The 21,398-nt window shown below is 62.3% G+C and carries 17 protein-coding genes; 7 read left to right on the top strand and 10 right to left on the bottom strand.

Features of this window, described 5'->3' with window-relative positions; all coding sequences use genetic code 11:
- Positions 1 to 68 precede the first annotated feature (68 nt).
- From DEVEQU_RS00590 to DEVEQU_RS00565, 7 genes are all read right to left on the bottom strand, one after another.
- Entirely contained in the window at positions 69 to 878 is an 810-nt protein-coding gene (locus tag DEVEQU_RS00590) for a transglutaminase-like domain-containing protein (RefSeq protein WP_126148618.1), read from the bottom strand.
- Positions 879 to 958: 80 nt separating this feature from the next.
- The gene (gene katE / locus DEVEQU_RS00585; RefSeq protein ID WP_126148617.1) at positions 959 to 3,079 is read right to left on the bottom strand and encodes a catalase; all 2,121 of its coding nucleotides are present in this window, start codon (positions 3,077 to 3,079) and stop codon (positions 959 to 961) included.
- A 59-nt stretch (positions 3,080 to 3,138) separates the two neighbouring features.
- Positions 3,139 to 3,633, bottom strand: coding sequence for a YciE/YciF ferroxidase family protein (locus tag DEVEQU_RS00580; RefSeq protein ID WP_126148616.1), 495 nt, complete (start codon positions 3,631 to 3,633; stop codon positions 3,139 to 3,141).
- A 239-nt stretch (positions 3,634 to 3,872) separates the two neighbouring features.
- On the bottom strand, positions 3,873 to 12,350 hold the full coding sequence (locus DEVEQU_RS00575) for a GH36-type glycosyl hydrolase domain-containing protein (protein ID WP_126148615.1): 8,478 nt from the start codon (positions 12,348 to 12,350) through the stop codon (positions 3,873 to 3,875).
- A complete protein-coding gene (locus DEVEQU_RS20200) occupies positions 12,347 to 12,481 on the bottom strand; it encodes a hypothetical protein (protein ID WP_268907369.1) in 135 nt (44 codons plus the stop codon). Before DEVEQU_RS20200 ends, DEVEQU_RS00575 begins: the two co-directional genes overlap by 4 nt.
- A 116-nt stretch (positions 12,482 to 12,597) precedes the next feature.
- Positions 12,598 to 12,831, bottom strand: coding sequence for a hypothetical protein (locus DEVEQU_RS00570; protein WP_126148614.1), 234 nt, complete (start codon positions 12,829 to 12,831; stop codon positions 12,598 to 12,600).
- Between the two features lie 193 nt (positions 12,832 to 13,024).
- The gene (locus DEVEQU_RS00565; protein WP_126148613.1) at positions 13,025 to 13,291 is read right to left on the bottom strand and encodes a hypothetical protein; all 267 of its coding nucleotides are present in this window, start codon (positions 13,289 to 13,291) and stop codon (positions 13,025 to 13,027) included.
- 198 nt (positions 13,292 to 13,489) lie between these two features.
- Between DEVEQU_RS00565 and DEVEQU_RS20195 the strand changes: the two genes are divergently transcribed.
- Positions 13,490 to 13,615 (top strand): hypothetical protein, encoded by a 126-nt coding sequence (locus DEVEQU_RS20195; protein WP_268907368.1) that lies wholly within the window; start codon positions 13,490 to 13,492, stop codon positions 13,613 to 13,615.
- Between the two features lie 89 nt (positions 13,616 to 13,704).
- Here the strand turns inward: DEVEQU_RS20195 and DEVEQU_RS00560 are convergent, their stop codons facing one another.
- Together DEVEQU_RS00560 and DEVEQU_RS00555 are read right to left on the bottom strand one after the other, a co-directional pair.
- The gene (locus DEVEQU_RS00560) at positions 13,705 to 13,953 is read right to left on the bottom strand and encodes a hypothetical protein (protein ID WP_126148612.1); all 249 of its coding nucleotides are present in this window, start codon (positions 13,951 to 13,953) and stop codon (positions 13,705 to 13,707) included.
- Between the two features lie 77 nt (positions 13,954 to 14,030).
- Positions 14,031 to 14,237: a cold-shock protein gene (locus tag DEVEQU_RS00555; RefSeq protein ID WP_126148611.1), complete on the bottom strand. Its 207-nt coding sequence runs from the start codon at positions 14,235 to 14,237 to the stop codon at positions 14,031 to 14,033.
- A 544-nt stretch (positions 14,238 to 14,781) separates the two neighbouring features.
- Between DEVEQU_RS00555 and DEVEQU_RS00550 the strand changes: the two genes are divergently transcribed.
- The 4 genes from DEVEQU_RS00550 (at position 14,782) to DEVEQU_RS00535 (ending at position 18,490) form a co-directional block, all read left to right on the top strand.
- The gene (locus tag DEVEQU_RS00550; RefSeq protein WP_126148610.1) at positions 14,782 to 15,465 is read left to right on the top strand and encodes a TetR/AcrR family transcriptional regulator; all 684 of its coding nucleotides are present in this window, start codon (positions 14,782 to 14,784) and stop codon (positions 15,463 to 15,465) included.
- Between the two features lie 46 nt (positions 15,466 to 15,511).
- Positions 15,512 to 16,366 carry a metallophosphoesterase gene (locus DEVEQU_RS00545; RefSeq protein WP_126148609.1) on the top strand — a complete coding sequence of 285 codons (855 nt, stop codon included), beginning with the start codon at positions 15,512 to 15,514 and terminating at the stop codon, positions 16,364 to 16,366.
- A 26-nt stretch (positions 16,367 to 16,392) separates the two neighbouring features.
- On the top strand, positions 16,393 to 17,691 hold the full coding sequence (locus tag DEVEQU_RS00540; RefSeq protein WP_126148608.1) for an ABC transporter substrate-binding protein: 1,299 nt from the start codon (positions 16,393 to 16,395) through the stop codon (positions 17,689 to 17,691).
- A 64-nt stretch (positions 17,692 to 17,755) separates the two neighbouring features.
- Positions 17,756 to 18,490 carry a tyrosine-protein phosphatase gene (locus DEVEQU_RS00535; RefSeq protein ID WP_126148607.1) on the top strand — a complete coding sequence of 245 codons (735 nt, stop codon included), beginning with the start codon at positions 17,756 to 17,758 and terminating at the stop codon, positions 18,488 to 18,490.
- A 5-nt stretch (positions 18,491 to 18,495) separates the two neighbouring features.
- Here DEVEQU_RS00535 and DEVEQU_RS00530 read toward each other — a convergent pair whose 3' ends face one another.
- Entirely contained in the window at positions 18,496 to 19,062 is a 567-nt protein-coding gene (locus tag DEVEQU_RS00530; protein ID WP_126148606.1) for a TetR/AcrR family transcriptional regulator, read from the bottom strand.
- Between the two features lie 149 nt (positions 19,063 to 19,211).
- Here DEVEQU_RS00530 and DEVEQU_RS00525 point away from each other — a divergent pair, with 149 nt between their 5' ends.
- Positions 19,212 to 20,081, top strand: a complete 870-nt coding sequence (locus DEVEQU_RS00525) for a metallophosphoesterase (protein ID WP_126148605.1) — start codon at positions 19,212 to 19,214, stop codon at positions 20,079 to 20,081.
- Between the two features lie 10 nt (positions 20,082 to 20,091).
- The gene (locus DEVEQU_RS00520) at positions 20,092 to 21,381 is read left to right on the top strand and encodes an ABC transporter substrate-binding protein (protein ID WP_126148604.1); all 1,290 of its coding nucleotides are present in this window, start codon (positions 20,092 to 20,094) and stop codon (positions 21,379 to 21,381) included.
- The last annotated feature ends 17 nt before the right edge of the window (positions 21,382 to 21,398 follow it).

Genomic DNA, 21,398 nt, shown 5'->3' with positions numbered 1-21,398 from the left:
CGGGACAGCGGCCCATTTACTGGACCTGTCTGGTGCACGAACCGCTAATGCCCGCAAAGGGGTCTCAATCAGCTGTCGGCTTGTTGGGTGATCACGGAAAACCCCACAAGTGTGCTCGGTCCGAAGGTTAGCGTCAGGGGGACGTCTTCGGCATCGCGGCCACGCGCGATCAGGATGCGGCCGATCCTGGGATCATTGTTGCGAGGGTCGAACATATACCACTGACCGCCCAGAAAGACCTCGATCCAGGCCGCGAAATCCTGCGGCGCATAGGGCGGAGGAAGGCCGATATCGCTGATATAGCCGGTGCAATAACGCGTCGGGATGTTGAGGCAGCGCAGAAACGTTATCGCCAGATGGGCGAAATCCCGGCAGACCCCGACACCTTCGTTGTAGGCCTCCCAGGCGGTGCGGGTGGGGCGCGATTTGGTATAGTCGAATTGCAGGTGCTCATGGACGAAATTCACCACCGCCTCAACGCGAGCGCGGCCCAAAGGCGTGTTGCCAAACAGGTTCCAGGCCGTTTCCGATAGAAATGCGGTCTCGCAATAGCGGCTGCCCAAAAGGAATTGCAGCGTGTCGTGCGGCAGGTTCTGTATCTGTAGTTGCTCTGCATCCGGCGCGGCCTCGTCCCATAGCCCATCATCCCGAACCACGGCTCGCGTTCGCAGGATCATTTGTCCCTTGGGCGCCACCAACCGATTGCACCAGTTTCCGAAGGTGTCGCGATATCCCTCCACCGGCACGAGTGGGGAGGTGAGCAGATGGTCCGGCCCCTCAAGGTCGGATACGCGGGAGGAATGCACATTGAGGATGGCGATCAGCGGCGTGGGCTGGGCCAGCTCGAAGGTCAGCTCACTGCCGACAAGAATACGCATTAAGGACTCCTCGATGAGAATGTGCACTGGAGAACTGGCTGTTCATCCGCCTTTTCACGCCGTGCCGGTTGGAAGGCAGGCTAGAGCTTGACCACATCCTCCCGCGACCAGAGCCGCAGCTTTCGGCAGCTCTCGATGAACTGAGTGATCGCGCTCGCTGAGTCTAGGGCGATGACCCCCTCGTCCAGATCCGCTGCTATCCCGGCCTTTTCAAACAACGGAGCGGCTTCGGCGCTGTGGGCAATGAATTTGCAATGAGCGAAGGCATCGGCAACGAAGTCTCGCGCCGCCGCCTCGCCCAATAGGCGCTCAGCACCATCTGCGGACACGATCAGGGCGACGGCGTCGAACAGGACCGACGGGCCGCCATCGATCATATGGTGAGCACCGATATGCGAGCCATCGCCCGCCGTTACGCCACCCACTTTGGGCGCGACGATTTCCATCAATGCGCCTTCTTTCTCTAGCGCCGCTTGAACCTTCTTCACCAGGCTCGCATCACAGCCGTCAGTGACGAGAACACCGACCTTCCTGCCGGCAAAGCTGTCCGGGCCATTCTTGATGATGCTCAGTGCGTCCGATGCGGGAAGGTCATCACGTGGCGGCACCGCCGCATCGGCAGGTGCAGGAAGTTCAGTGATGCCGAGCTTGTCGGCCACGGTTTCGGCCAGGCCCGGATCGATATTGAGCAGATGGGAAATCATGCGCTCGCGGATAACCGGTGTTTCCACCTTGCTCAGCTCGAATGTGAGCGCCATGGCGATGTGCCTTTGTTCATGCACGGTCTGGCTGTTGAAGAACTGCCGCGCCTGGCTGTAGTGGTCGGCGAAACTTTCAGGACGCAGCCGGCTCTTGGTGCCCTCGAGTTCCTCGGGAAAGGCGCGATGTCCCCTCCTGGGATCTTCACGCGGCCCGGCCGCCCATGAATTGGGCTGGTAGTTTGCCCGGCCCGCCGGATTGTGCATCGCCATGTGCCCATCCTGCTGGAAATGGTGGAAGGGGCATTTGGGCGCGTTGATCGGCAGATGGGTAAAATTGGTCGAGCCCAGCCGCTTGATCTGGGTATCGAGGTAGGAAAAGTTCCGCCCCTGCAGCAAGGGATCGTTGGAAAAGTCGATCCCGGGCGGGACATTCTGCGTCATGAACGCGACCTGCTCGGTTTCGGCGAAGAAATTGTCGGGCATGCGATCGAGCACCAGCCGGCCAACCGGGACCGGGGCGATGATTTCTTCGGGAATGAGCTTGGTGGGATCGAGAATGTCGAAGTCGAAGCTGTCGGCAAAGGCCTGATCGAAAAGCTGGACGCACAATTCCCATTCGGGATAGTCGCCAGCCTGGATGGCATTCCAGAGGTCGCGGCGGTGAAAGTCCGGGTCGGCGCCGTTGATCTTGACGGCTTCGTTCCACACGACCGATTGCAGGCCAAGCTTGGGCTTCCAGATGAATTTGACAAAGGTGGAGCGGTCCTCCGCATCCAGCAGGCGGAACGTGTGCACGCCAAACCCTTCCATGAACCGGAAGGATCGCGGGATGGCCCTGTCGGACATGACCCACATGATCATGTGCATGGCTTCCGGCGTGAGCGAGATAAAGTCCCAGAAATTGTCATGCGCCGACTGTGCCTGGGGGAAGCCGCGATCGGGCTCGGGCTTCACCGAATGGATGACGTCGGGAAACTTGATGGCGTCCTGAATGAAGAAGACCGGAATGTTGTTGCCAACGAGATCCCAGTTGCCCTCCTGCGTATAAAGCTTGACGGCAAAGCCCCTGACATCCCGCGCAAGATCGAATGACCCCTTGGACCCCGCCACGGTTGAAAACCGCACGAAGGCCGGTGTCTTTTCGCCGGGACGCTGGAAGATGTCGGCCCTGGTATAATCGGCCAGGACATCATAGGCCTCGAAATAGCCGTGCGCACCATAGCCTCGGGCATGCACGACACGTTCCGGAATGCGCTCGTGATCGAAATGAAAGATCTTCTCCCGGAAATGGAAGTCTTCCATCAGGACCGGACCGCGTGCCCCGACCTTGAGTGAATTCTGGTCGTCGCTGACCGGCACGCCGTGAGCGGTGGTGGTCACCGGGGTATCGCCCGTGGCAAGCTGATGCAACTCCCCGCCATTGCCGCGCGTCAACACTTGGTCATGCACGCGCGCATCCATTGATGGGGATGAAGCCGCCGACTTGGTTTTCCTGGCCATTGTGGGCCTCCGATTCTCGCAGACAATTAAAAAGGCCCGGTTTCCCGGGCCCATGCGCATCAAGCCACAGCGGCTGAATTGACCGAAGTTTCCGCCAACTGGGTCAGATCGGTATCGGTCTGAAGTTCTTCCTGCAGCGTCGCGTCGAGCAAAGTGGCCGCTTCGTCGAGACCGAGCTCGGTGGCCCAGCGCTTGAGGGTGCCATAGCGGGCAATCTCATAGTGCTCGACGGCCTGGGCGGAGGAAATGAGACCGGCGTCAATCGCAACAGTGCCTTTGAATTCGTCGATGATCTCCTCGCCCTCGGCGAGAATGCCTTCAATGGCGTCGCAAGTCTTGCCGCGTGCGACCTTGCCGATCAGCTCGAACACCTGTTGCAAGCGCTCGACATGCCCCTGGGTTTCGCCGCGGTGCTTTTCGAACGCCGCCTTGAGTGCCTCGGATTGCGCTGCCCTCTTCATCTTGGGCAAGGCCTTCAGGATTTTCCGTTCCGCGTAATAGATGTCCTTGAGAGTATCCTCAAAGAGGTCGCTTAGTGTTTTCCCGGCGGCCACCGTGACGCTCCTTGATCAGCTCGCTCACGGAAGGTGAGGTGCAGGCTCAACGAGGTGCACATGCCTTCGTTCCTTGTCCTACGGTCACTTCTTTCCAATCCGCACAAGCCGAGGCCGAATGCGGCTCCCGCCACGGCGCGGAGTTCATCTCGGATGCACCTTACTCCCGCGTCCTGGGGCGTAACGGAAATGGCTGCACGCCGAATTGCGGCGGGATGAATCTCAGGAGCAGGGCACGCTCAGGGGCCAGGCGGGGCTTTGCGGCCAAGTTCGATGACAAGGATATGTTCGCCGCCATCGAGCGGCACCTGGAAGACGCCCCTTTGAGGCAGCAGCGCCGCCCCGTCCATTGTCGCGCTGCTGGGTGCCTCGGATCGCTCACTTCGGTGGCGCACGATGACTTGGCAATTTGTGTCCGCCAAGTTCAGTGTTGCGGAAAACTCCGGCCAATCCGGCGGAATGCAGGGATCGACAACCAGCGCATCACCCTGCCGCCGCAGCCCCAAGATGCCTTCGATGCCGGCGCGATACATCCAGCCGGCTGATCCCGTGTACCAAGTCCAGCCGCCTCGACCAATATGCGGTGCGACCGAATAGACATCGGCCGCTATGACATAGGGTTCCACCTTGTAGCGTGCGACGGACCGAGGATCCGAAGCGTGGTTTATTGGGTTGACGAGAGCAAACAGATCATGCGCCTTTTCGCTGAGGCCCAGCTTGGCGAACGCCATTATTGCCCACATGGCCGCATGGCTATATTGGCCCCCATTCTCGCGAAGCCCCGGTGGATAGCCCTTGATGTAACCGGGATCGCGTGACGTCTTGTCGAATGGTGGCGTGAACAGCAAGGCGATGCCGTCCGCCTTGCGGATCAGGTGTTGGCCGAGCGATGACATGGCTTTGAGCGCGCGGATCGGATCGGCCGCGCCCGACAGCACCGCCCAGGATTGGGCGATGGCGTCGATGCGGCACTCGTCATTGTCTTTTGAACCCAGCCAGGACCCGTCATCAAACGTGGCGCGGCGGTACCAGGCACCATCCCAAGCCTCGCGCTCCAACGCGGTCTTGAGGCGGGCCGCATGGTTTTTCCAGCGCTTGGCACGCATGGGATCGCGCTGTTCGGCGAAAGGCATGATGAGATCGATGGCGCTGATCAGCAGCCAGCCCAGCCAGACGCTCTCGCCCTTGCCCCCCTCGCCGACGCGGTTCATGCCGTCGTTCCAATCCCCGGTGCCCATGAGCGGCAAACCATGGTCGCCGCTGAGCCTGACCGCTTGGTCAAGGCCGAGCGCGCAATGCTCGAACAAGGATGCGGATCGTTCGGACACCATGGGCTGGAAGAAAGCATCGTGCTCGCCTTCGGCCAGTTTCTGGCCTTCAAGAAACGGCACGGTTTCATCCAGGATGGTTTCGTCCCCTGTCGTGCCGGCATAGCTGGCGGTGGCGAAGGCCAGCCACACGCGATCATCAGAAATGCGTGTCCGCACGCCCTGGCCGGAATGGGGCAGCCACCAGTGCTGCACGTCACCTTCGATGAATTGCCGTCCGGCAGCGCGCAGGATATGGGCACGGGTGTCCCCGGGCCTCGACAGGGTCAGCGCCATGCCATCCTGCAACTGGTCGCGAAAACCATAGGCGCCGCTGGCCTGATAGAAACCGGAGCGCGCCTGGATGCGGCAGGCCATGGTCTGATAGAGCAGCCAGCCATTGAGCATGATGTCCATGGCGCGATCGGGCGTGTTGACCTGCACTGCACCCAGCACTGACTGCCAATGCGCCTTCACTTCCGCCAGTACGGCGTCGAGGTCGACCGCGCGATAGCGCGCGATCAGGTCGCGCGCCGACGCCTCGGATTCCGCTTCGCCCAACAGGCAGACCAGTTCAATGCTTTCGCCCGCCGCCAGTTCGATCCCGGTCTGCAGCGCGGCGCAAGGGTCGAATCCGGCACCGGTCTTGCCGGACAATGCGGCGTGGCCGACAAGCGCTTCCGGCACCGCGGCATCGCCGTTGCGTCCGAGAAATTCGGTGCGGTCGGCCGTCCAGGCGGTTTGCCTTCCGCCCATATCGGCAAAACCGACTCGGCCGGGAAATGCCATCGCCCAATTGTTGCGCGCGAACAGTGCACCCGTCTGCGGGTCACTGACCATGGTAAGGAATGGTGCGGTCGTGCCGCGCTGCGTACCGAGAACGAACTCGGCATAGCTGGTGACCGACAGCCGACGCGGCCGCCCCGAGCGATTGGTGAGGGTGAGCCGCGATATCCTGATCGGGTCGGCGAGCGGCACATAGGACAGCAGATCGCTTTCGATGCCATGAGCCCGATGGGTAAAGCGGCTATAGCCGAAACCATGGCGCGCAACGTAACGCCCGTGGTCGCGGATGGGTTGTGCCGTGGGGCTCCACAGCGCCAGTGTGTCCTCGTCGCGGATATAGATCGTTTCACCGGTCGGGTCGGCGACCGGGTCGTTCGACCAGGGCGTGATCTGGTTTTCGCGGCTATTGCCGGCCCAGGCATGAAAGCTGCCTTCGCTCGATACCTGAAAGCCAAACCCGTCATTGGCGATGACATTGATCCAGGGCGCGGGGGTCGTGACGCCATTTTCGAGCACGGTGACATATTCCGTGCCGTTGCGGGCAAAGCCGCCCAACCCGTTGAAGAATTCCAGAGGGTCGGGCTGTTCGACATTTTCGGCCGAGACGGGGACACTTGGCGCCGCCGTGGGGAGAACAGAGGTCTTGTCCAGACCGGCATGGTAGGCGAGCTGGTCGCTGATGGGACCGCGACGGGCCGCGAGTACCACTCGTGCGGTAGCGTTGAGCAGGTTGCGCGTTTCCAGAGTCATCAGGTCGGCGCGGAGCACATGCACCGAGCCCTCGGCCGGCCTGTCGTCATAGCGCGGTCGGGACTGGCTGGAGCGCACAGCCGCTTCGATGGCGTTCTGCAAATCCTGCACATAGGAGGAGCCGCGCTCGTTCACGATCACCAGGTCGACGGCCAGTCGCTTGATGCGCCAATATTCGTGTGCCCGCAGGATTTGCCGCACCTGCGCCATATCTTCCATGGCATCTATGCGCAGAAGCACGATGGGCAGGTCGCCCGAAATGGCCTGCGGCCAAAGGGCCGATTGCGGCCCCATGCCGCTGGCAATGATGTCGGAGCCGGGCCGGAAACGCGGATCGGCATAGAGGATGGGCGCGGCCAGCCGCTGGAAGTCGGCAGCTTCATCCAGCGCGATACCAAGGTGATAGAGCTGCACCTGTGCCTGCGTCCAGGCCAGCGTGCGCGCGCGCCCATAGGCACTGCGGTCGTGATGCTGGTCGATCAGTTCCATCAGCTCGGCGCGCGATGAGGCCACCAGCGTCCAGAAAGCGATCCGGGCGACCTTGCCCGGTGGAATGCGCACGTGCTGGCGCAGCGAGAACACCGGATCGAGCACTGTGCCGGCCGTATTTGACAAGGCCTTTCCATCATGGATGGCAGCGGCATTGCCAATGGCACGGTTGCGTCCAAGAAACCGGGCACGATCGGATTCATACTGCGGATCGGCGATGACGTCGCCTTCGACGACAGCGAAATGGGCCGCCCAGATTTCTGGCTCGGAGGGTGAACGCCGGCGGCGCGTGGCGATCAGAGCGTCGAATTCGGCGAGATATTCGGTCTCCACGAACATCTTGGCGAAGGCGGGGTGGGCATTTTCGGTGGCCGGCGCGGTCAGCACCAGTTCTGAATAGGAGGTCACCTCGATCTCTCGTGCCCGGCGGCCGCTATTGGTCAGGCAAACCCGCCGCACCTCGCCATCGTCCTCGCCCGAGACCAACACATCCATTTCGCTCGCCAGCGTTCCATCCTGGCGCAGGAACTGGGCATGATCCTCACCGAATACTACCGAGGCTTCGTTTTTTTCGTTCATCGGCTGCGCAGTCGGAGAGAAGACCCGCCCGGTTTGCGTGTCCCTGAGGAAGATGTAGGCCCCGCAATTGTCGCTTGTGGCATCTTCGCGCCAGCGGGTGATTGCAATGTCGCGCCAGCGGCTGTAGCCGCTGCCTGAGGCTGTCAGCATGACAGCATAGCGCCCATTCGACAGAAGATGGGTAGCGGGCGCTGCATCACGCGGTAGGGTCAGGCGGCGGACTGAAGGGGCTGCGTTGATCGCAGCGCCGACGGACGCCCTGACCTCCTCGGCGCGCGGCCGGATAACTGCAACATCGCGCGGAATGCGCTCGGACAGCAGCAATTCGCTCGCCTTGATGATCGGATCGCGGTGAAACCGCTCCCGCATACGTCCATTGTCCAGCACATTGGCGAGGGCGACCAGGGTCATGCCCTGATGATGCGCCATATAGGAGCGCACGATGGCGACATTCTCTCCTTCCGGGAGCCTTGAGCGGGTGAAATCGAGCGCTTCGTAAAAACCATGCACGCCCAGAGCGCCCATTTTCTCAAAGCGCCGAAAATTCTCCGCAGCCTCCTGCGGATCGACCATGGCGGCGAGGCCAGTCGCATAGGGCGCGACGACCATATTGCTCGCCAATCCGCGCTTGAGCCCCAATCCGGGCACGCCGAAATTGGAATATTGGTAGGTAAACTCGTAGTCGCGCGCATTGTAGGCGGACTCGGAAATGCCCCAGGGCACGTTGCGCGCCCTGCCATAGGCCTGCTGGCGACCGACGATCAGTCGGTTGGTATCGTCGAGAAGGCTGCCGGCCGGCGCACGCATGACCAGCGAGGGCATCAGATATTCGAACATCGAGCCCGACCACGAGATCAGGGCCGAACCACCCCTCAGCGGGGTGGCCGTACGGCCGAGCCGGAACCAGTGCCTGGTCGCGACATCGCCCTTGGCAATGGCAAAGAGGCTGGCCAGCCGCGCCTCGGAAGCCAGCAAGTCATAGCAATTGCTATCGAGGCCATTTTCGGCCAGCGAGTAGCCGATGGACAGCAGCTTCCTGTCCGGGTCGAGCAGAAAGGCGAAATCCATGCCGAGCGCCATGCGGCGCGCGGTCTGCGCCAACGCGACAAGGCGCTTGCCAAGAGCCGCAGGATTGTCGTGGATCAACTGCCGGTCCCGTGCGCCTTCGGTCAGGGCGTGGCGCAGGGCCAATATCCAGAAAAGGTCAGGGCCTGCTTTGTCCGAGACCGGGCCGGATACACTCCCTGCCTTGAGCGCCTTGTCCGTCAGCCGCAAAAGTGCCGGAGTGACGAGGTCAAGCGATTGCGGTCCCTTGAGCAGGACGGCTATTTCGTCAAGAACGGAGGAAACGAGGCCATGGCCTTCGCCGGGGCTGTCCTTGCTCGCCACCCTTGCAAGCGCCAGCGTATCAAGAAGCCCCTGCGACGAGGATGCCGGCAGCGCTTGCGCCCAGTCTTCGCAGGCATTGGCGAGGGCGATCAGATGGCCCGCGAGATTGCCGCTGTCCACTGACGACACATAGGCCGGGTCGAGCACCCTAAGGTCGCGCGTATCATACCAGTTGAAGAAATGTCCTTTATAGCGTGGAAGCTTCTCCAGCGTGACCAAGCCTGCCTCCAGCCGCTCGATGGTTTCGAGTGTGCCGGCCCAGCCGAAATCGCGTGCGGCCACGGCCGACAGGAAATAGAGCCCGATATTGGTCGGAGAGGTCCTGTGGGCAACTGCCGGCCTTGGCGTTTCCTGGAAATTGTCGGGCGGCAGCATGTTCTCCTCGGGCGTGACGAAGGTCTCGAAGAACCGCCAGGTGCGTCGTGCTGCCAGGCGCAAATAGTCGGCATCGGTGGCGGTGAGTGCCCTATCCAGCCGGGCCTGCGGCGCACGGCTGATGCGCAGGGCAATAGAAGGCGCAGCCAGCCAGATCGTGCCAAAGGCTAGGGCCAGCGGCCAGGTGAGCGGCGCGACGATCAAAGCCGCAGCCAACATGAGAAACGCCAAACCAGTACCGCCGGCCATGTCGCGATAGAAACCGTAGAGGGCCAAGCGCGCCCTGCCGCCCGAACTGGCCGAGGTCGTCCATTCGAGCAGATGCCGGCGCGTCACTGCGAGGCGGAACAGCGTGCGCACGATGGCGTCGCCATTGCGCCAGGCCTGATCGGGCAGAAGGGCAAGACCAAGCCCGATCTGCAATCCCGCCATCCTGAGATCGCCGAAGAGGCCGCGCAGGTGGGCGCGCCATTGCAGACCCGGTCGCCTTGGAATGATGGCAAACAGGGCTGGCAGCAGCGCCGGGATTGCCAGCGTGGCAAGGATCGCCCCGGCCGCGACAATACCGATCCGAAGCGGCATCAGGCAGCAGATCACCAATGCGAGAAAGGCGGCCGGTGCAAGCAGCGACCGGCGCAGATTGTCGACCATCTTCCAGCGGCCCACTGCCGGCACGGTGCGATCCGAGCCGATCCAGGGCAGCAATTGCCAGTCACCGCGCGTCCAGCGATGCTGCCGCCGTGCGGCCACGTCGTAGCGCGCGGGAAAGTCGTCGACCATCTCGATGTCGGAGGCCAGTCCGGCCCGGGCGAAAACGCCCTCGAACAGGTCATGGCTCAGCAATGTATTTTCGGGAATGCGACCGGCCAGCGCCGTCTCGAAGGCATCGACATCGTAAATGCCCTTGCCGGTATAGGAGCCTTCGCCAAACAGATCCTGATAGACGTCGGAGACAGCCGCCGCATAGGGATCGATGCCGCCGGGCGCCGAAAAGACACGCTGATAGAGCGAGCCCTCACGCCCGAGGGGAAGAGATGGGGTGACGCGCGGTTGCATGATGGCGTAGCCGTCGATGACGCGCCGGCCTGTCGTGTCGAAGCGGGGCCGGTTGAGCGGGTGAGCCATCTTGCCGATCAGGCGCAGCGCCGCATCGCGTGGCAATTGTGTGTCCGCGTCGAGGGTAATGACGTAGCGCACATCTGTGGGCACGGTCTGCACGGCACCGGTTTCGGTAACAAAGCTGGTATCGGTTGCCCCGCGCAGAAGGCGGTTAAGCTCATGCAGCTTGCCGCGCTTGCGCTCCCACCCCATCCACACGCCTTCGCTGGCATTGAAGCGGCGATCGCGATTAAGGAGCAGGAAGCGATCGCCAGCAGGACCCGGACCATGTCTGGCGTTGAGCGCGGCGATGGCCTCCCGGCCGAAGCCGAGCAGCGCCGCATCGCCGTCGAGGATTTGCGCCTCGGCGTCCAGCCCGTCCGTCAGCAGGGCAAAGCTGATATCGCCACCTGCGCCGGACAGGTAATGGACTTCGAGCCGCTCGATGTCTTCGAGAAGGGTTGCCTGATCCGCCAAGAGCGTCGGCACCACGACCAGCGTGCGCAGCTCCGGCGGCACACCCTCGGCCAGTTCAAGACCAGGCAGGCTTGCGGATCCCAATCCCCAGCCAATGGCGCGATTGACGAGCGCGGTCGCCAGCTCGCTGGCTGGGAGCAACGCCAATGCCAGAAACGTGCAGAGCAGCGCCATGGGAAGCCCCAGGCCCGCTAGGCTCCAGCCGGTCAACGCAAGCAGGGCGAAGGTGGTGGCGGTTATGGACAGACCATATCCGCCGATCCCGAGGCGGCCGGCCAGTCGCCCGAAACGCAGCCGGGCTGGCGCGCGAAAGCCGATGGCCTGTTCAAGCGCCGGCCGTCCGCGCCCCAACAGGTGATAACCCGTATCGCCCTGCCGGTCCGCATCTATACTCGTATCAACTTGTCGGGCTGCCGACAGCGCCGTTTGGGCGATATCGAGCTCGGAAAGCCGCGAACCGCGCGCCAGATGTTCGATGGCGCTGCGATAGAGATCGCGCGTGGCAAAATCCATGCGGGTGAAGCCATCTGCCTCGCCCAGCTTTGCATCGACCAGGCTGACGCTTTCGAACAGGTCTGCCCAGTCTATGTCGGAAATCAGCCGCATGCTGGTGATGACATTGCGCACCGTGACATTGGACGCGCCCTGGCGCTGCTGGGCGTGCTGCACCACTGTCTCGATGGAGGTGCTCTGCCGGGCAAGACGGGCTTCGAGCCAGCCATGGGCCGGGGTGGTGCTCGGATCATGGTCGCGCAGTCGCTTGGCCAATTGCGCGGCAAACAGCTCATTCAGGGGCTCGTCCGATATGCGCGCCATTGCTGCTTCACCGCCGGAGGCGAGCAACAGGTCGGCGAGTGCGTCGCCCTCGGCGCGCGCCTTGCGTCCGGCGGTAATCTGGTCCGCCAGCCGGCGCAGATTTTCCACCAACACGATGCGCAAAGTGATCGCCACAGCCCATAATTCGCCGATGGTCAGTGGCTGGACCTGCTGGTAGGCGGCGATGAACCGGGTCAGCGTTTCCGGGTCGAAATGGCTATCGGTATGGGCGATAAACGCCCAGGCCAGCCCGAAAACCCGCGGATAGCCTGCGAACGGACCATCGGCAAGCTTGGGCAATTGCCGGTAGTAATTTGGCGGCAGATCGTCGTGGATCTCGCGGATCTGCTCCTCGACCAGATGATAATTGTCGAGGAGCCATTCAGCTGCCGGCACGACGCCACGATCGCTGTCCATCTCCATGGCGCTGGCACGATAGGCAGCCAGGAGGACGGCAGCATTGCTTTTCAGCCTTTTGTGCAGTGAGAGAACGGCAGGCGGACGTTCGGTTATGCGCTGGGCCGAAGCAAGGCTGTTCGCATGTTGTTCGAGCCGCTCGACACCGAACAATTCCTCGCGCACCGGAGCGGTATCGAGCCAGGGACTGGCGGGCCGCACCTGACCGCCGGCCGCTGCGGCCGCTTCGGTCATCGTTGCTTCTTTGGTACCGCGATCCGTTCCAGCACCGCCTTGCTCGATAGCGTTGCGGCCTCGGCCACCGGCTCTCGCACCTTTTTGGGCTTTTTGATCTCGCGATTGCCGCGTTTCTGTTCCTTGGCCATGATTGATCCTCGGCCCGGATACGGCCGGACGGCCGTCCGGAAAGCTCCGGAGTGGTTCTATGTCGAGCAGCCATGGCGAGCAGGACTGGTGACTACTGTCTGCTCCCGCGGCCAGGCTATTCCATCAGCCCTGGAGGCAAATCGCCCAGCTTAAGCAATATGCGGGGCTCGTCATAGGCGTCGGTTTCCACGTCCACCTCCTGGGAAAAGGCGATGACGCCAGCGCGTGTCGGCGCCAGCCGCTCCGCCGTTGCCATTGCTTTCTCAGCCGTCTTGGTGGTTTGGACCGGATCGGCAACGAGTTTCCGACCGACCTGCTTAAACGCCTGAACCAGATACATCGTCGCCATGCCTGCCTCTAAACTCCAAAATCATGTGCCATTGCCGCCCTTGCGCTTGCGGACCGATCATCGGCCTGCGTGCAGGGTAAGCTCATGGTCTGAGCCAGGGCGCGGTTGGGCACGCCATATCTTGGGGCGCGGGCTTCACCTGCGCCTTCAATTCTTCCGCCGATGCGAGGGCATTTGCTGCCGATCATGCGGGTCAGGGCAGCGTCGGCTCTATGCCCGAATTGCGGTCATTGAGGATCGCCGCCTCAAGATCGCCGGCGGTGACAGGGAAGGCTTCGATGCGCCCCGGATAGCGCAACAGAATGCTCGACATCGTTCGGTGCGCGTCCCACATCACGTCTAACTGTTCCACCTCCGAGCGGACCTCGAATGTGCCCGGCGCATGCGGCTCCTGCATACCCGGCAGCTTGAAGGGGAACAGGAACGTCACGGACCTGCTAGTTGAGGGGCCGCTGGTCATGCTTTCCCTCCGAGCCTGGCAATATCCTTGGCGCTGGTGCGCTACGGGCGCGTTCCGCCTTGAAGCGTGGATAGGCCGAGACTCGCACGGACGGAACCAGGGCGGGGTAGGCACTGCGTCTGAAGGGAATGATCTTGCTCGGAATAGTCATCGATATTCTCCTGGAGTGGACGTTTATTTCGTGACGAGCGCCGCCAGATGTCGCTGTGTACGCACAACATGCAGGGCAATCCCACCGGCAGCAGCCAGTGCCATCATGCCGGCCACTGGCGCGACGTGACGCGTGAGGTCGAGTTCGTAAAAGCCGGCGACTGCGGCCAGTAGCAGAATGGCTGAGACCGATCCCACCACACCGTAAGTCAGTACCGAGCCACCCGGTGGCGGAGCATCCGCGTTGGATCGCGGCTCGCTCTTCATGGGCGTTCAGTCCTGGCGAGCGGAAAAGCTGCAGCATCATAGAGGCCACGAATTTGAATGCCGTCGAACCGCTGCTCGTCGACTTCCAGCAAGGAGCCGCGCAGCAGGGGAGCCGGCATGTCCTCAATGGCATAGCGCACGGCCTCGGCGGCGGTGGTGAAGCGGCGGTAGCTCACCCGGCCCGATTTATAATGGCTTTTGCTGGGAAAGAGCTCGGCGGCGGAGGCATAGTCGAACTGCGTCATGTCCTGTTCTCCTTGTGAGTATATGTGTGTGGCTCTGAACGATTTCAGTTTTGAAGCCACGCGGAGGCAAGCGCCCATCAGGGCAATCTGAGGTTGATCGCCGCCATGCGGCCATCCGGGCCATTTTCGATGTCGTAGGAAATCTTCTGTCCCTCGCCGAGGCTCGAAAGGCCGGCTCGCTCGACTGCGCCCGCTTGAACAATGGCGTCCTTGCTGCCGTCATCTGGCGCAATGAAGCCGAAACCATTGGTGGTATTGTAGAATTTGACAGTGCCGCTGATCATGTCTTGGTCTTTCAAAGTCCCGCCGATTGCAGGTGTCAATGCCCCGTCGCGGAATGCGTAAGGGAATAAACGTTTGCAAAATCGGGGGATCGCCAAGCAGCCGGCTGTGCCGGGGGGATCAGGTCGCCTTGGAGGCTGTAAACGTATTTCTATACATAGGTACACAAAGCGCCCTTTACAAGGAGGCGCCATGCCAAGGTCGAATTTCCAGGAATTTACCGACGACAACGCAGCGCCAACCTCGCCCGACCATGTGAAACGGAAGCGTTAGGCTGCCTAGGTGCACTTCCGCCTTTGTCGAAACGAAGTAGATGTTCGAACGGCCGGAACGGGGCGCTTTGCTGATCGGCTGCTCACGTCGCCTTTTGTTCTCCGCGCAGCTGCGTGTGCTGTTAGTCCCTTCACATGAGGTGATTTCTGCTTAGCCTAGTCTAGGTTTGAGCGGGAGGTCGCTTTTGGAAAGGCATCTGGGACTAGACCCCTCTCCTGATCTCTGGCGCTACTGCTTCACACCGTTGTCACATTGCACGCCGATATCACGGCGGTGCAGAACCAAAGCCCCAGGAATGCGACACCCGATCGGCTGCAGGCAGCTTGCGAGGAACTGCTGCAGGCGGCCGAACATCCAGATCTCGTCACCGTGCGCAGCATTGCCCAGCGCGCAGGCACAAATGTTGGCGCTATCAGCTATCACTTCGGCAGCCTCGAACAATTGATCTTCTCGGTAGCCGAGCGCGTCTACCTCCGGCTCAATGCCGAGCGCCTCGCGCTCCTGCAGGCGGCCGTGCAGCGGGCGCATCCAGCGCCGGCATCGGTGGAAGACCTTGTCACCGCCCTGGTCGGCCCCTCCATACGCTGGAGCCTTGACCCGCAATCGAGCTACCGCGTGCTGCGGCACATGACGACGCTGGCGCAAGTCAGCGACAATCCTGAAATCTTCAAGCCGATGGTCGAGGACGTGCAGCACCACCTCGTCTTCGTGCCGCATTTCCGCAGAATTGCGCCGTGGCTCAGCGAGGTGGATATCGGCTTCCGCATATCGTGCCTCTTGGGGGTCCGTTCGCAGATGACAAGGAGCCGCCAGCGCACCGAGGAGCTGACGGGGCACAGGCTTGCCCTTGGTGATCCGGACGTGGTGATTGCCGAGGTGATCGCTGCCACGGCGTCGATGTTCACGGCGCCCAGGGCCACCTATTCAAACGCTGTTCCAAACCTGTCACGCGACTGAGACGGCCACGGCTTAAGCCATGCTCCAGACCTGCTGGAGCACAACGATGGCCGAGACCACTTTCATCCACCTGACCGACCTCCATGTCGGCAATCCTGCCGTTCCCGACGATCACCTCTTCAGCGACACCTCGGCAACGCTTGGGCGCGTGCTCGAGCTTATCGGGAGCATTGACAACAAGCCCAGCTTCATCATCGCCAGCGGCGACCTGACCAATCGTGGCGACGCGGACAGCTACCGGCATCTCAAGTCCCTCATGGCAGCCACTGACCTGCCTGTCGTCTATGCCTTGGGCAATCACGATACGCGTCCCGGTTTCTACCAGGGCATGCTGGAACGCGAGACCGATCTCGATGCGCCCTATGATCATGAGCAGGTGATCGCTGGCGTCCATATCATCACGCTCGATACGACGACCCCCGGCCAAGTGGGCGGCGCCATCGAGCCAGAGCAGTTCGCCTGGCTCGAGGAAACGCTCGACAGCCATCCCGACCTGCCCAAGCTCATCGTCGCACATCATGCGCCCGTGCTCGGCGACACAGTGCCATGGGACCATTGGCGCACCATCGAGTTCAACCAATCCCAACAGCTTGCCGCGCTGCTCAAGGGCCGCAATGTGCTGGCGATCCTTTCAGGACACATCCACCACGACCGCTTCTCCGTATGGCACGGCATTCCGGTGATCGTCGGCATGGGGCAGCACGCCGCCACCGACATTCTCACCACCGATGTGCTGCGCATGGTGGAAGGCGCCTCGTTCGGCATCGGCACCATCCGCCGCTCTGGCCTTACCATGGCGCTGGTGCCGCTGCCCCAAACCCGCAGCGAACTCAACCGCTACGATCTAAGCAAGCTGCGCCAGAAGCAGGAAGCAGCCCTGGCCGAAGCCGCCGCCAGCTAACCCCTCCCCCCGCAAGGACCTCAACCATGATCAAGCGCGACTTTCTAAAACTGCTGGCCGCGGCCAGCCTCGGCTTCACCGCCCTGTCCGGCGCCGCCTTCGCCCAGATGGCGGACAGCATCACCGAGCCGGTGACCATCAGCTTCTATAACTACAACCTCGCTACGGCGAGCGCTGGCGCCGATGCCACGCGCGAGCTGATTGCCAAGTTCGAAGCAGAAAATCCCAACATCAAGGTCGAGACGGTGGGCGTGCCCTCCAACGAGATCGTGACCCGCCTCCAGGCCGACATGGCCGCGGGCCAGCAGCCGGACGTGGCACAGCTCGTCTTCCGCGACCTGATCTACATCGCCAGCGATTTGGGCGCTAACGCGCTCGAGGACATGGCTGGTCCCGAAGGCTATGCCGAACTGACAGATGGCATGATCCCGCGCGGTCTGGACCTCGGCAAGGTGGACGGCAAGACCTATGGCCTCGCCTATACGTTCTCGACGCCCATCCTCTACTACAATGCGGACCTGTTCCGCGCCGCCGGCCTTGACCCCGACAATCCGCCCAAGACCTGGGCGGAAGTGAAGACGGCCGCCGAGGCCATCGTCGAAAAGACCGATGCCGAGGGCTTCTTCCCCGGCGCCTATGGCCCCTCGGACGGCACCTTCGTTTACCAGGCCATCCTGATGAGCAATGGCGGCAAGGTGCGCGACGGCAATACGCTGACCTTCGCCAACGAGGAAGGCATTGAAGCCGTGCAGATGTTGCGCGACATGGTCGATAGCGGCGCCCATGCCAAGCTCGACCCGTCCAACCCGCAGGAAGCCATGGCTTCGGGCCAGCTGGGCATGTACCTCTATACCAGTGCGCTCCAGAACAGCCTTTCGACCTCCGCCGAGGGCAATTGGGAGCTGCGCGTTGCAGCGATGCCCAGTTTCGGCGGCAAGCCAACCGCCCCCACCAATTCGGGTAGCGCCCTCTTCACCTTCTCCAAGGACCCGGTGAAGCAGCGCGCCTCCTACGAGCTGATGAAGTTCCTCACGTCCAAGTATGGCTACACGATCATCACCAGCAAGATCGGCTACCTGCCGCTGCGCCTCGATATCGTCGATGACCCAGAATATTTGGGCGAATGGACGGCGTCGCACCCGCTGATCCGTCCTAACCTCGAACAGCTGTCGCGCCTGACGGCCAACGTCGCCTTCCCCGGCCCGAACTACCGTCAGGCCGAGTCGATGATGAAGGAAGCCGTGGTCGAGGCTGTGCTGGGCAGCGGCGATGTTACCGAAGTGCTGACCGCCGCGCAGCAGAACGCACAGAGCCTGATGCCCTGATGCGACCCGGCGCGGCTTTCGGGCCGCGCCGACTTTCCTGAAATATATCTGGAGTACGAGCGCCATGACCTTGGCTGCAACGCGTCATTGGCGCCTGCCCGACACCCACAATATTCGTGATCTCGGCGGCTATGCCCGCCTGGGCGGTGGCACCACGCAGTGGAACCGCATCCTGCGCGGCGAAGCGCTGCACCTCCTGCGCGAGGACAGCGCGGCGCTGCTCGCCCAGCGTGGCCTGTCGCTGGTGATCGACCTGCGCGGCCCGCATGAAACAACGGTCACGCCACACCCCTTCCGCGAACACGATAGGGTAACCTATCGCAACGTCATCCTGTTCGATGCCCTGGCGCCGATTGCAATGAGCACAACGCCCTTCAACATGGGCAAACGCTATTGCGACGCGCTCGACCAATGCGGCCCGCAGCTGGCCGAGGTCATGCGCGCCATCATCACTGCCCCGCCCGGCGTGGTCCTCTTTCACTGCACTGCAGGCAAGGATCGCACGGGCATTGTCGCCGCACTGCTGCTGCTCGCCGCCGGTGTGAACCGGATAGACATTGCGGAAGACTATGCCCTCACCGCCGAGGCGGAAGGCCTGATCAGCCAGTTGCGCCAGCGCGCGCTGGCGGCCGGCGGAGAACCTGATCATGTGGAGCGCGTCCTCGCCAGCGATGCGGCAACCATGCTCACCATGCTGGACCATCTCGACCAGGCTCATGGCGGCATCGATAGTTATTTTGCCAAGATCGGGCTTGCGCCCGCCGAAACCAAATCTCTGGTCGACCGGCTATGTGCGTGACGAGTTCACGCCGCGATGACCGACCAGCACATGTCGGCGATCAGCTGGCGGTCGCCGCTGCTCAAGTGGGGACCGCTCAGGCGCTGGCGCTTGAGGGTGTTGCGGATCGCGCCACGCAGGAAGCTCATGATCATGGTCGGCGTGCCTTCGCGCACCACTTTGGCTGCCTGCGCCGCCTCGATCATGGCGATGCCATGCTGCACAAACGGTCCGAAAATGGCCTTGGCGTCTTCCATGGTGATCAGCGGATTGTTGTCGAGATAGTCAAACAGCCGCGCCCGGTCGTGGTCTTCCCAGATAAAGTCGATGTAGCTGTCGATGTAGTGGCGCAACGTCGCCTCGGGCTCTGCCGCAGGCGGCGTCGCTATCAGGCGCTCGGCCATATCGAGGCTCACGCGCGTATAGACGCCCAGCACCAGTGCCTCCTTGGACGCGAAGTAGTTGTAGAGCGAGCCGGTCGCCACGTTTGCCTCTTCGGCAATGGCGGCCATCGAGCACTGCAAGCCGTTGCGCACGATGAGCCGTGCTGCAGCCGCCAGGATCCGTTCACGCTTGTCGAGCATCGTGTCCATAAACTGAATGAACCTTCATTCACCTGTCATGTAGCGACGGTAAACCTCCCTCCGCCGCTTCGCAAGCAGAAAATCGAATTGATAAATTAATTCAACCGGTTAACCCGGTTTCGCCGTCATTTTCTCTCGCCGGAACAAGGAGATCCATAGTGTCTGACGCCGTCACCTTCATTCACCTGACCGACCTGCATGTGGGTAATCCCGACGTGCCGGACGCTTACCTGTTTTCGGATACCAGCTCAACGCTGCGCCGCATTCTGGCCGAGATCAAAACCCTCGTGCCGCAGCCCAAGTTCATCGTCGTCAGCGGTGATCTGACCAACCAGGGCGACGACGGCAGCTACAACCACCTTAAGGCCATCATGGCCGAGTCCGGCCTCGACATGCCGGTCCTTTATGCACTGGGCAATCATGACAAGCGCGACGGCTTCTACCCTGCAATGCTGGGGCGGACCGAAGACCTTTTCGCCCCCTATGACCACTCGGCGGTGATTGCCGGTATCCATGTCGTCGTTCTCGACACGAGCGTGCCCGGCAAGGTCGGTGGCTCATTCGAAGCGGGTCAACTGGAGTGGCTGAAGGGCGAACTCGATAGCCATGCCGAACTGCCCAAGCTTCTCGTCATGCACCATGCCCCGGCTCTCGATACCCATAATCCCGACATGGAATGGGAGGGGCTGTCCTTTGCCGATACCGAGGCGCTACGTCACGCAGTGTCAGGGAAGAATGTCATCGGCATCCTCTCGGGCCATATCCACTACGACCGGGTCGCCAACTGGTACGGCATCCCCAGCGTCGTCGGCATCGGTCAGCACGCCGCCACGGACGTCCTCTGGCTGCATGAAGGCCTGCGCATGCTCGACGGCGCCGCCTTTGCCATCGGTACGCTGCGGCCATCGGGCCTCGCCATCACCTTCGCCCCTCAGGCCGCGACCCGTCGCGAGCTGCACAGCTTCACCTTTGCCCGCATGACCGAGCTGCTCAAGCAGCGCGATGCCGCTGCCGTAGCGGCCGAATAGGAGACCATCCATGTTCCGCACCACCATTATCGCGAGCCTTCTGGCGCTGGCGACTTCCGCCCCAGTGCTGGCGCAGACCATGGCCGCAAGCGTCGACCAGCCCGTGACGATCCGCTTCTACAACTACAACCTTGCCAGTGCCGGCATCGGCGCCGAAGCCACGCAGAAGCTCATCAACGAGTTCATGGAAGCCAACCCGGACGTGACAGTCGAGGGCGTGCCCTATAGCTCCGCCGACGGCAGCCGCATCCAGGCCGACATTGCAGCCGGCCAAGCGGTCGACCTCGTGCAGACCGTCTTCAGCGACCTCGATTTCTCGATCAACAATTTCGGCGCCCAGGCACTGGAAGACATCGCGCCCACCGACGAGATCAAGGCCCACCTTGAAGGCATGCATCCCAACGGCACCAAGCTCGGCGTACTCAACGGCAAGACCTATGGCCTGGCCTATACGTTCTCGACCCCGGTGTTGTTCTATAATGCGGACCTGTTCCGCGAAGCGGGGCTCGACCCGGACCAGGCGCCCAAGACCTGGGCTGAAGTCAAGGATGCAGCGCTCGCCATTGAGGACAAGACCGACGCGGAAGGCTTTACCGCCGGCATTACCGGGCCCGGTGCCGTCGACTGGCTGTTTCAGGGCGTGGTGCGCTCCAATGGGGGCGAGGTGATTTCCCGCGACCGCACCACCCTCAAATTCGCTGAACCCGAAGCGATCGAAGCGGTCAGCATGCTGCGCGATCTTTATGATGCCGGCGCCTATGAGCAGTACGACTCCACGGCCGCCGTCGACGCCATGTCGAGCGGATCGCTGGGCATGTATCTGCAGACCAGCGCCCTCCAGGGTGGCCTGGTGGCAGGCGCCGAGGGCAATTTCGAGCTCCGCTCGGCCGCCATGCCGCAATTTGGCGACAAGCCCACCCGCCCCAACAATTCGGGCTCGGCGCTGACCATTCACACGACCGACCCGCTCAAGCAGCGCGCGGCCTGGGAGCTGATGAAGTTCCTGACCTCCGAGCACGGCTATACCGTGATCACCTCCGAAATCGGCTACCTGCCGCTGCGTCCTTCCATCGTCAACGACGAGAAGTACCTAGCCGGCTGGATCGCCGAGCATCCTCTGGTGGCGCCCAACCTCGAACAGCTCGACCGGCTGGAGCCTTGGGATCCGATGCCGGGCCCCAACTACCGCCAGATCGTCAAGACCATGATGGATGCGGTCGAGATGGCTGTGTTCGGCGGCGCCGATGTCGAGGCAACCCTCGCGGACGCGCAGGCCAATGCCCAGGCACTGATGCCTTAAGCCCCTAGGCCCGCCTC

Origin of the sequence: Devosia equisanguinis (genome assembly GCF_900631955.1) — a bacterium.
In the GTDB taxonomy this organism is placed as follows: Bacteria; Pseudomonadota; Alphaproteobacteria; order Rhizobiales; family Devosiaceae; genus Devosia; species Devosia equisanguinis.
This window is presented reverse-complemented; position numbering and strand designations above follow the sequence as displayed.

Coding starts and splice junctions, on each gene's coding strand:
- DEVEQU_RS00590 (WP_126148618.1), bottom strand. CDS start 878: ATGCGTATTCTTGTCGGCAGTGAGCTGACCTTCGAGCTGGCCCAGCCC.
- katE (WP_126148617.1), bottom strand. CDS start 3,079: ATGGCCAGGAAAACCAAGTCGGCGGCTTCATCCCCATCAATGGATGCG.
- DEVEQU_RS00575 (WP_126148615.1), bottom strand. CDS start 12,350: ATGACCGAAGCGGCCGCAGCGGCCGGCGGTCAGGTGCGGCCCGCCAGT.
- DEVEQU_RS20200 (WP_268907369.1), bottom strand. CDS start 12,481: ATGGCCAAGGAACAGAAACGCGGCAATCGCGAGATCAAAAAGCCCAAA.
- DEVEQU_RS00570 (WP_126148614.1), bottom strand. CDS start 12,831: ATGGCGACGATGTATCTGGTTCAGGCGTTTAAGCAGGTCGGTCGGAAA.
- DEVEQU_RS00565 (WP_126148613.1), bottom strand. CDS start 13,291: ATGACCAGCGGCCCCTCAACTAGCAGGTCCGTGACGTTCCTGTTCCCC.
- DEVEQU_RS20195 (WP_268907368.1), top strand. CDS start 13,490: ATGTCGCTGTGTACGCACAACATGCAGGGCAATCCCACCGGCAGCAGC.
- DEVEQU_RS00560 (WP_126148612.1), bottom strand. CDS start 13,953: ATGACGCAGTTCGACTATGCCTCCGCCGCCGAGCTCTTTCCCAGCAAA.
- DEVEQU_RS00555 (WP_126148611.1), bottom strand. CDS start 14,237: ATGATCAGCGGCACTGTCAAATTCTACAATACCACCAATGGTTTCGGC.
- DEVEQU_RS00545 (WP_126148609.1), top strand. CDS start 15,512: ATGGCCGAGACCACTTTCATCCACCTGACCGACCTCCATGTCGGCAAT.
- DEVEQU_RS00540 (WP_126148608.1), top strand. CDS start 16,393: ATGATCAAGCGCGACTTTCTAAAACTGCTGGCCGCGGCCAGCCTCGGC.
- DEVEQU_RS00535 (WP_126148607.1), top strand. CDS start 17,756: ATGACCTTGGCTGCAACGCGTCATTGGCGCCTGCCCGACACCCACAAT.
- DEVEQU_RS00530 (WP_126148606.1), bottom strand. CDS start 19,062: ATGGACACGATGCTCGACAAGCGTGAACGGATCCTGGCGGCTGCAGCA.
- DEVEQU_RS00520 (WP_126148604.1), top strand. CDS start 20,092: ATGTTCCGCACCACCATTATCGCGAGCCTTCTGGCGCTGGCGACTTCC.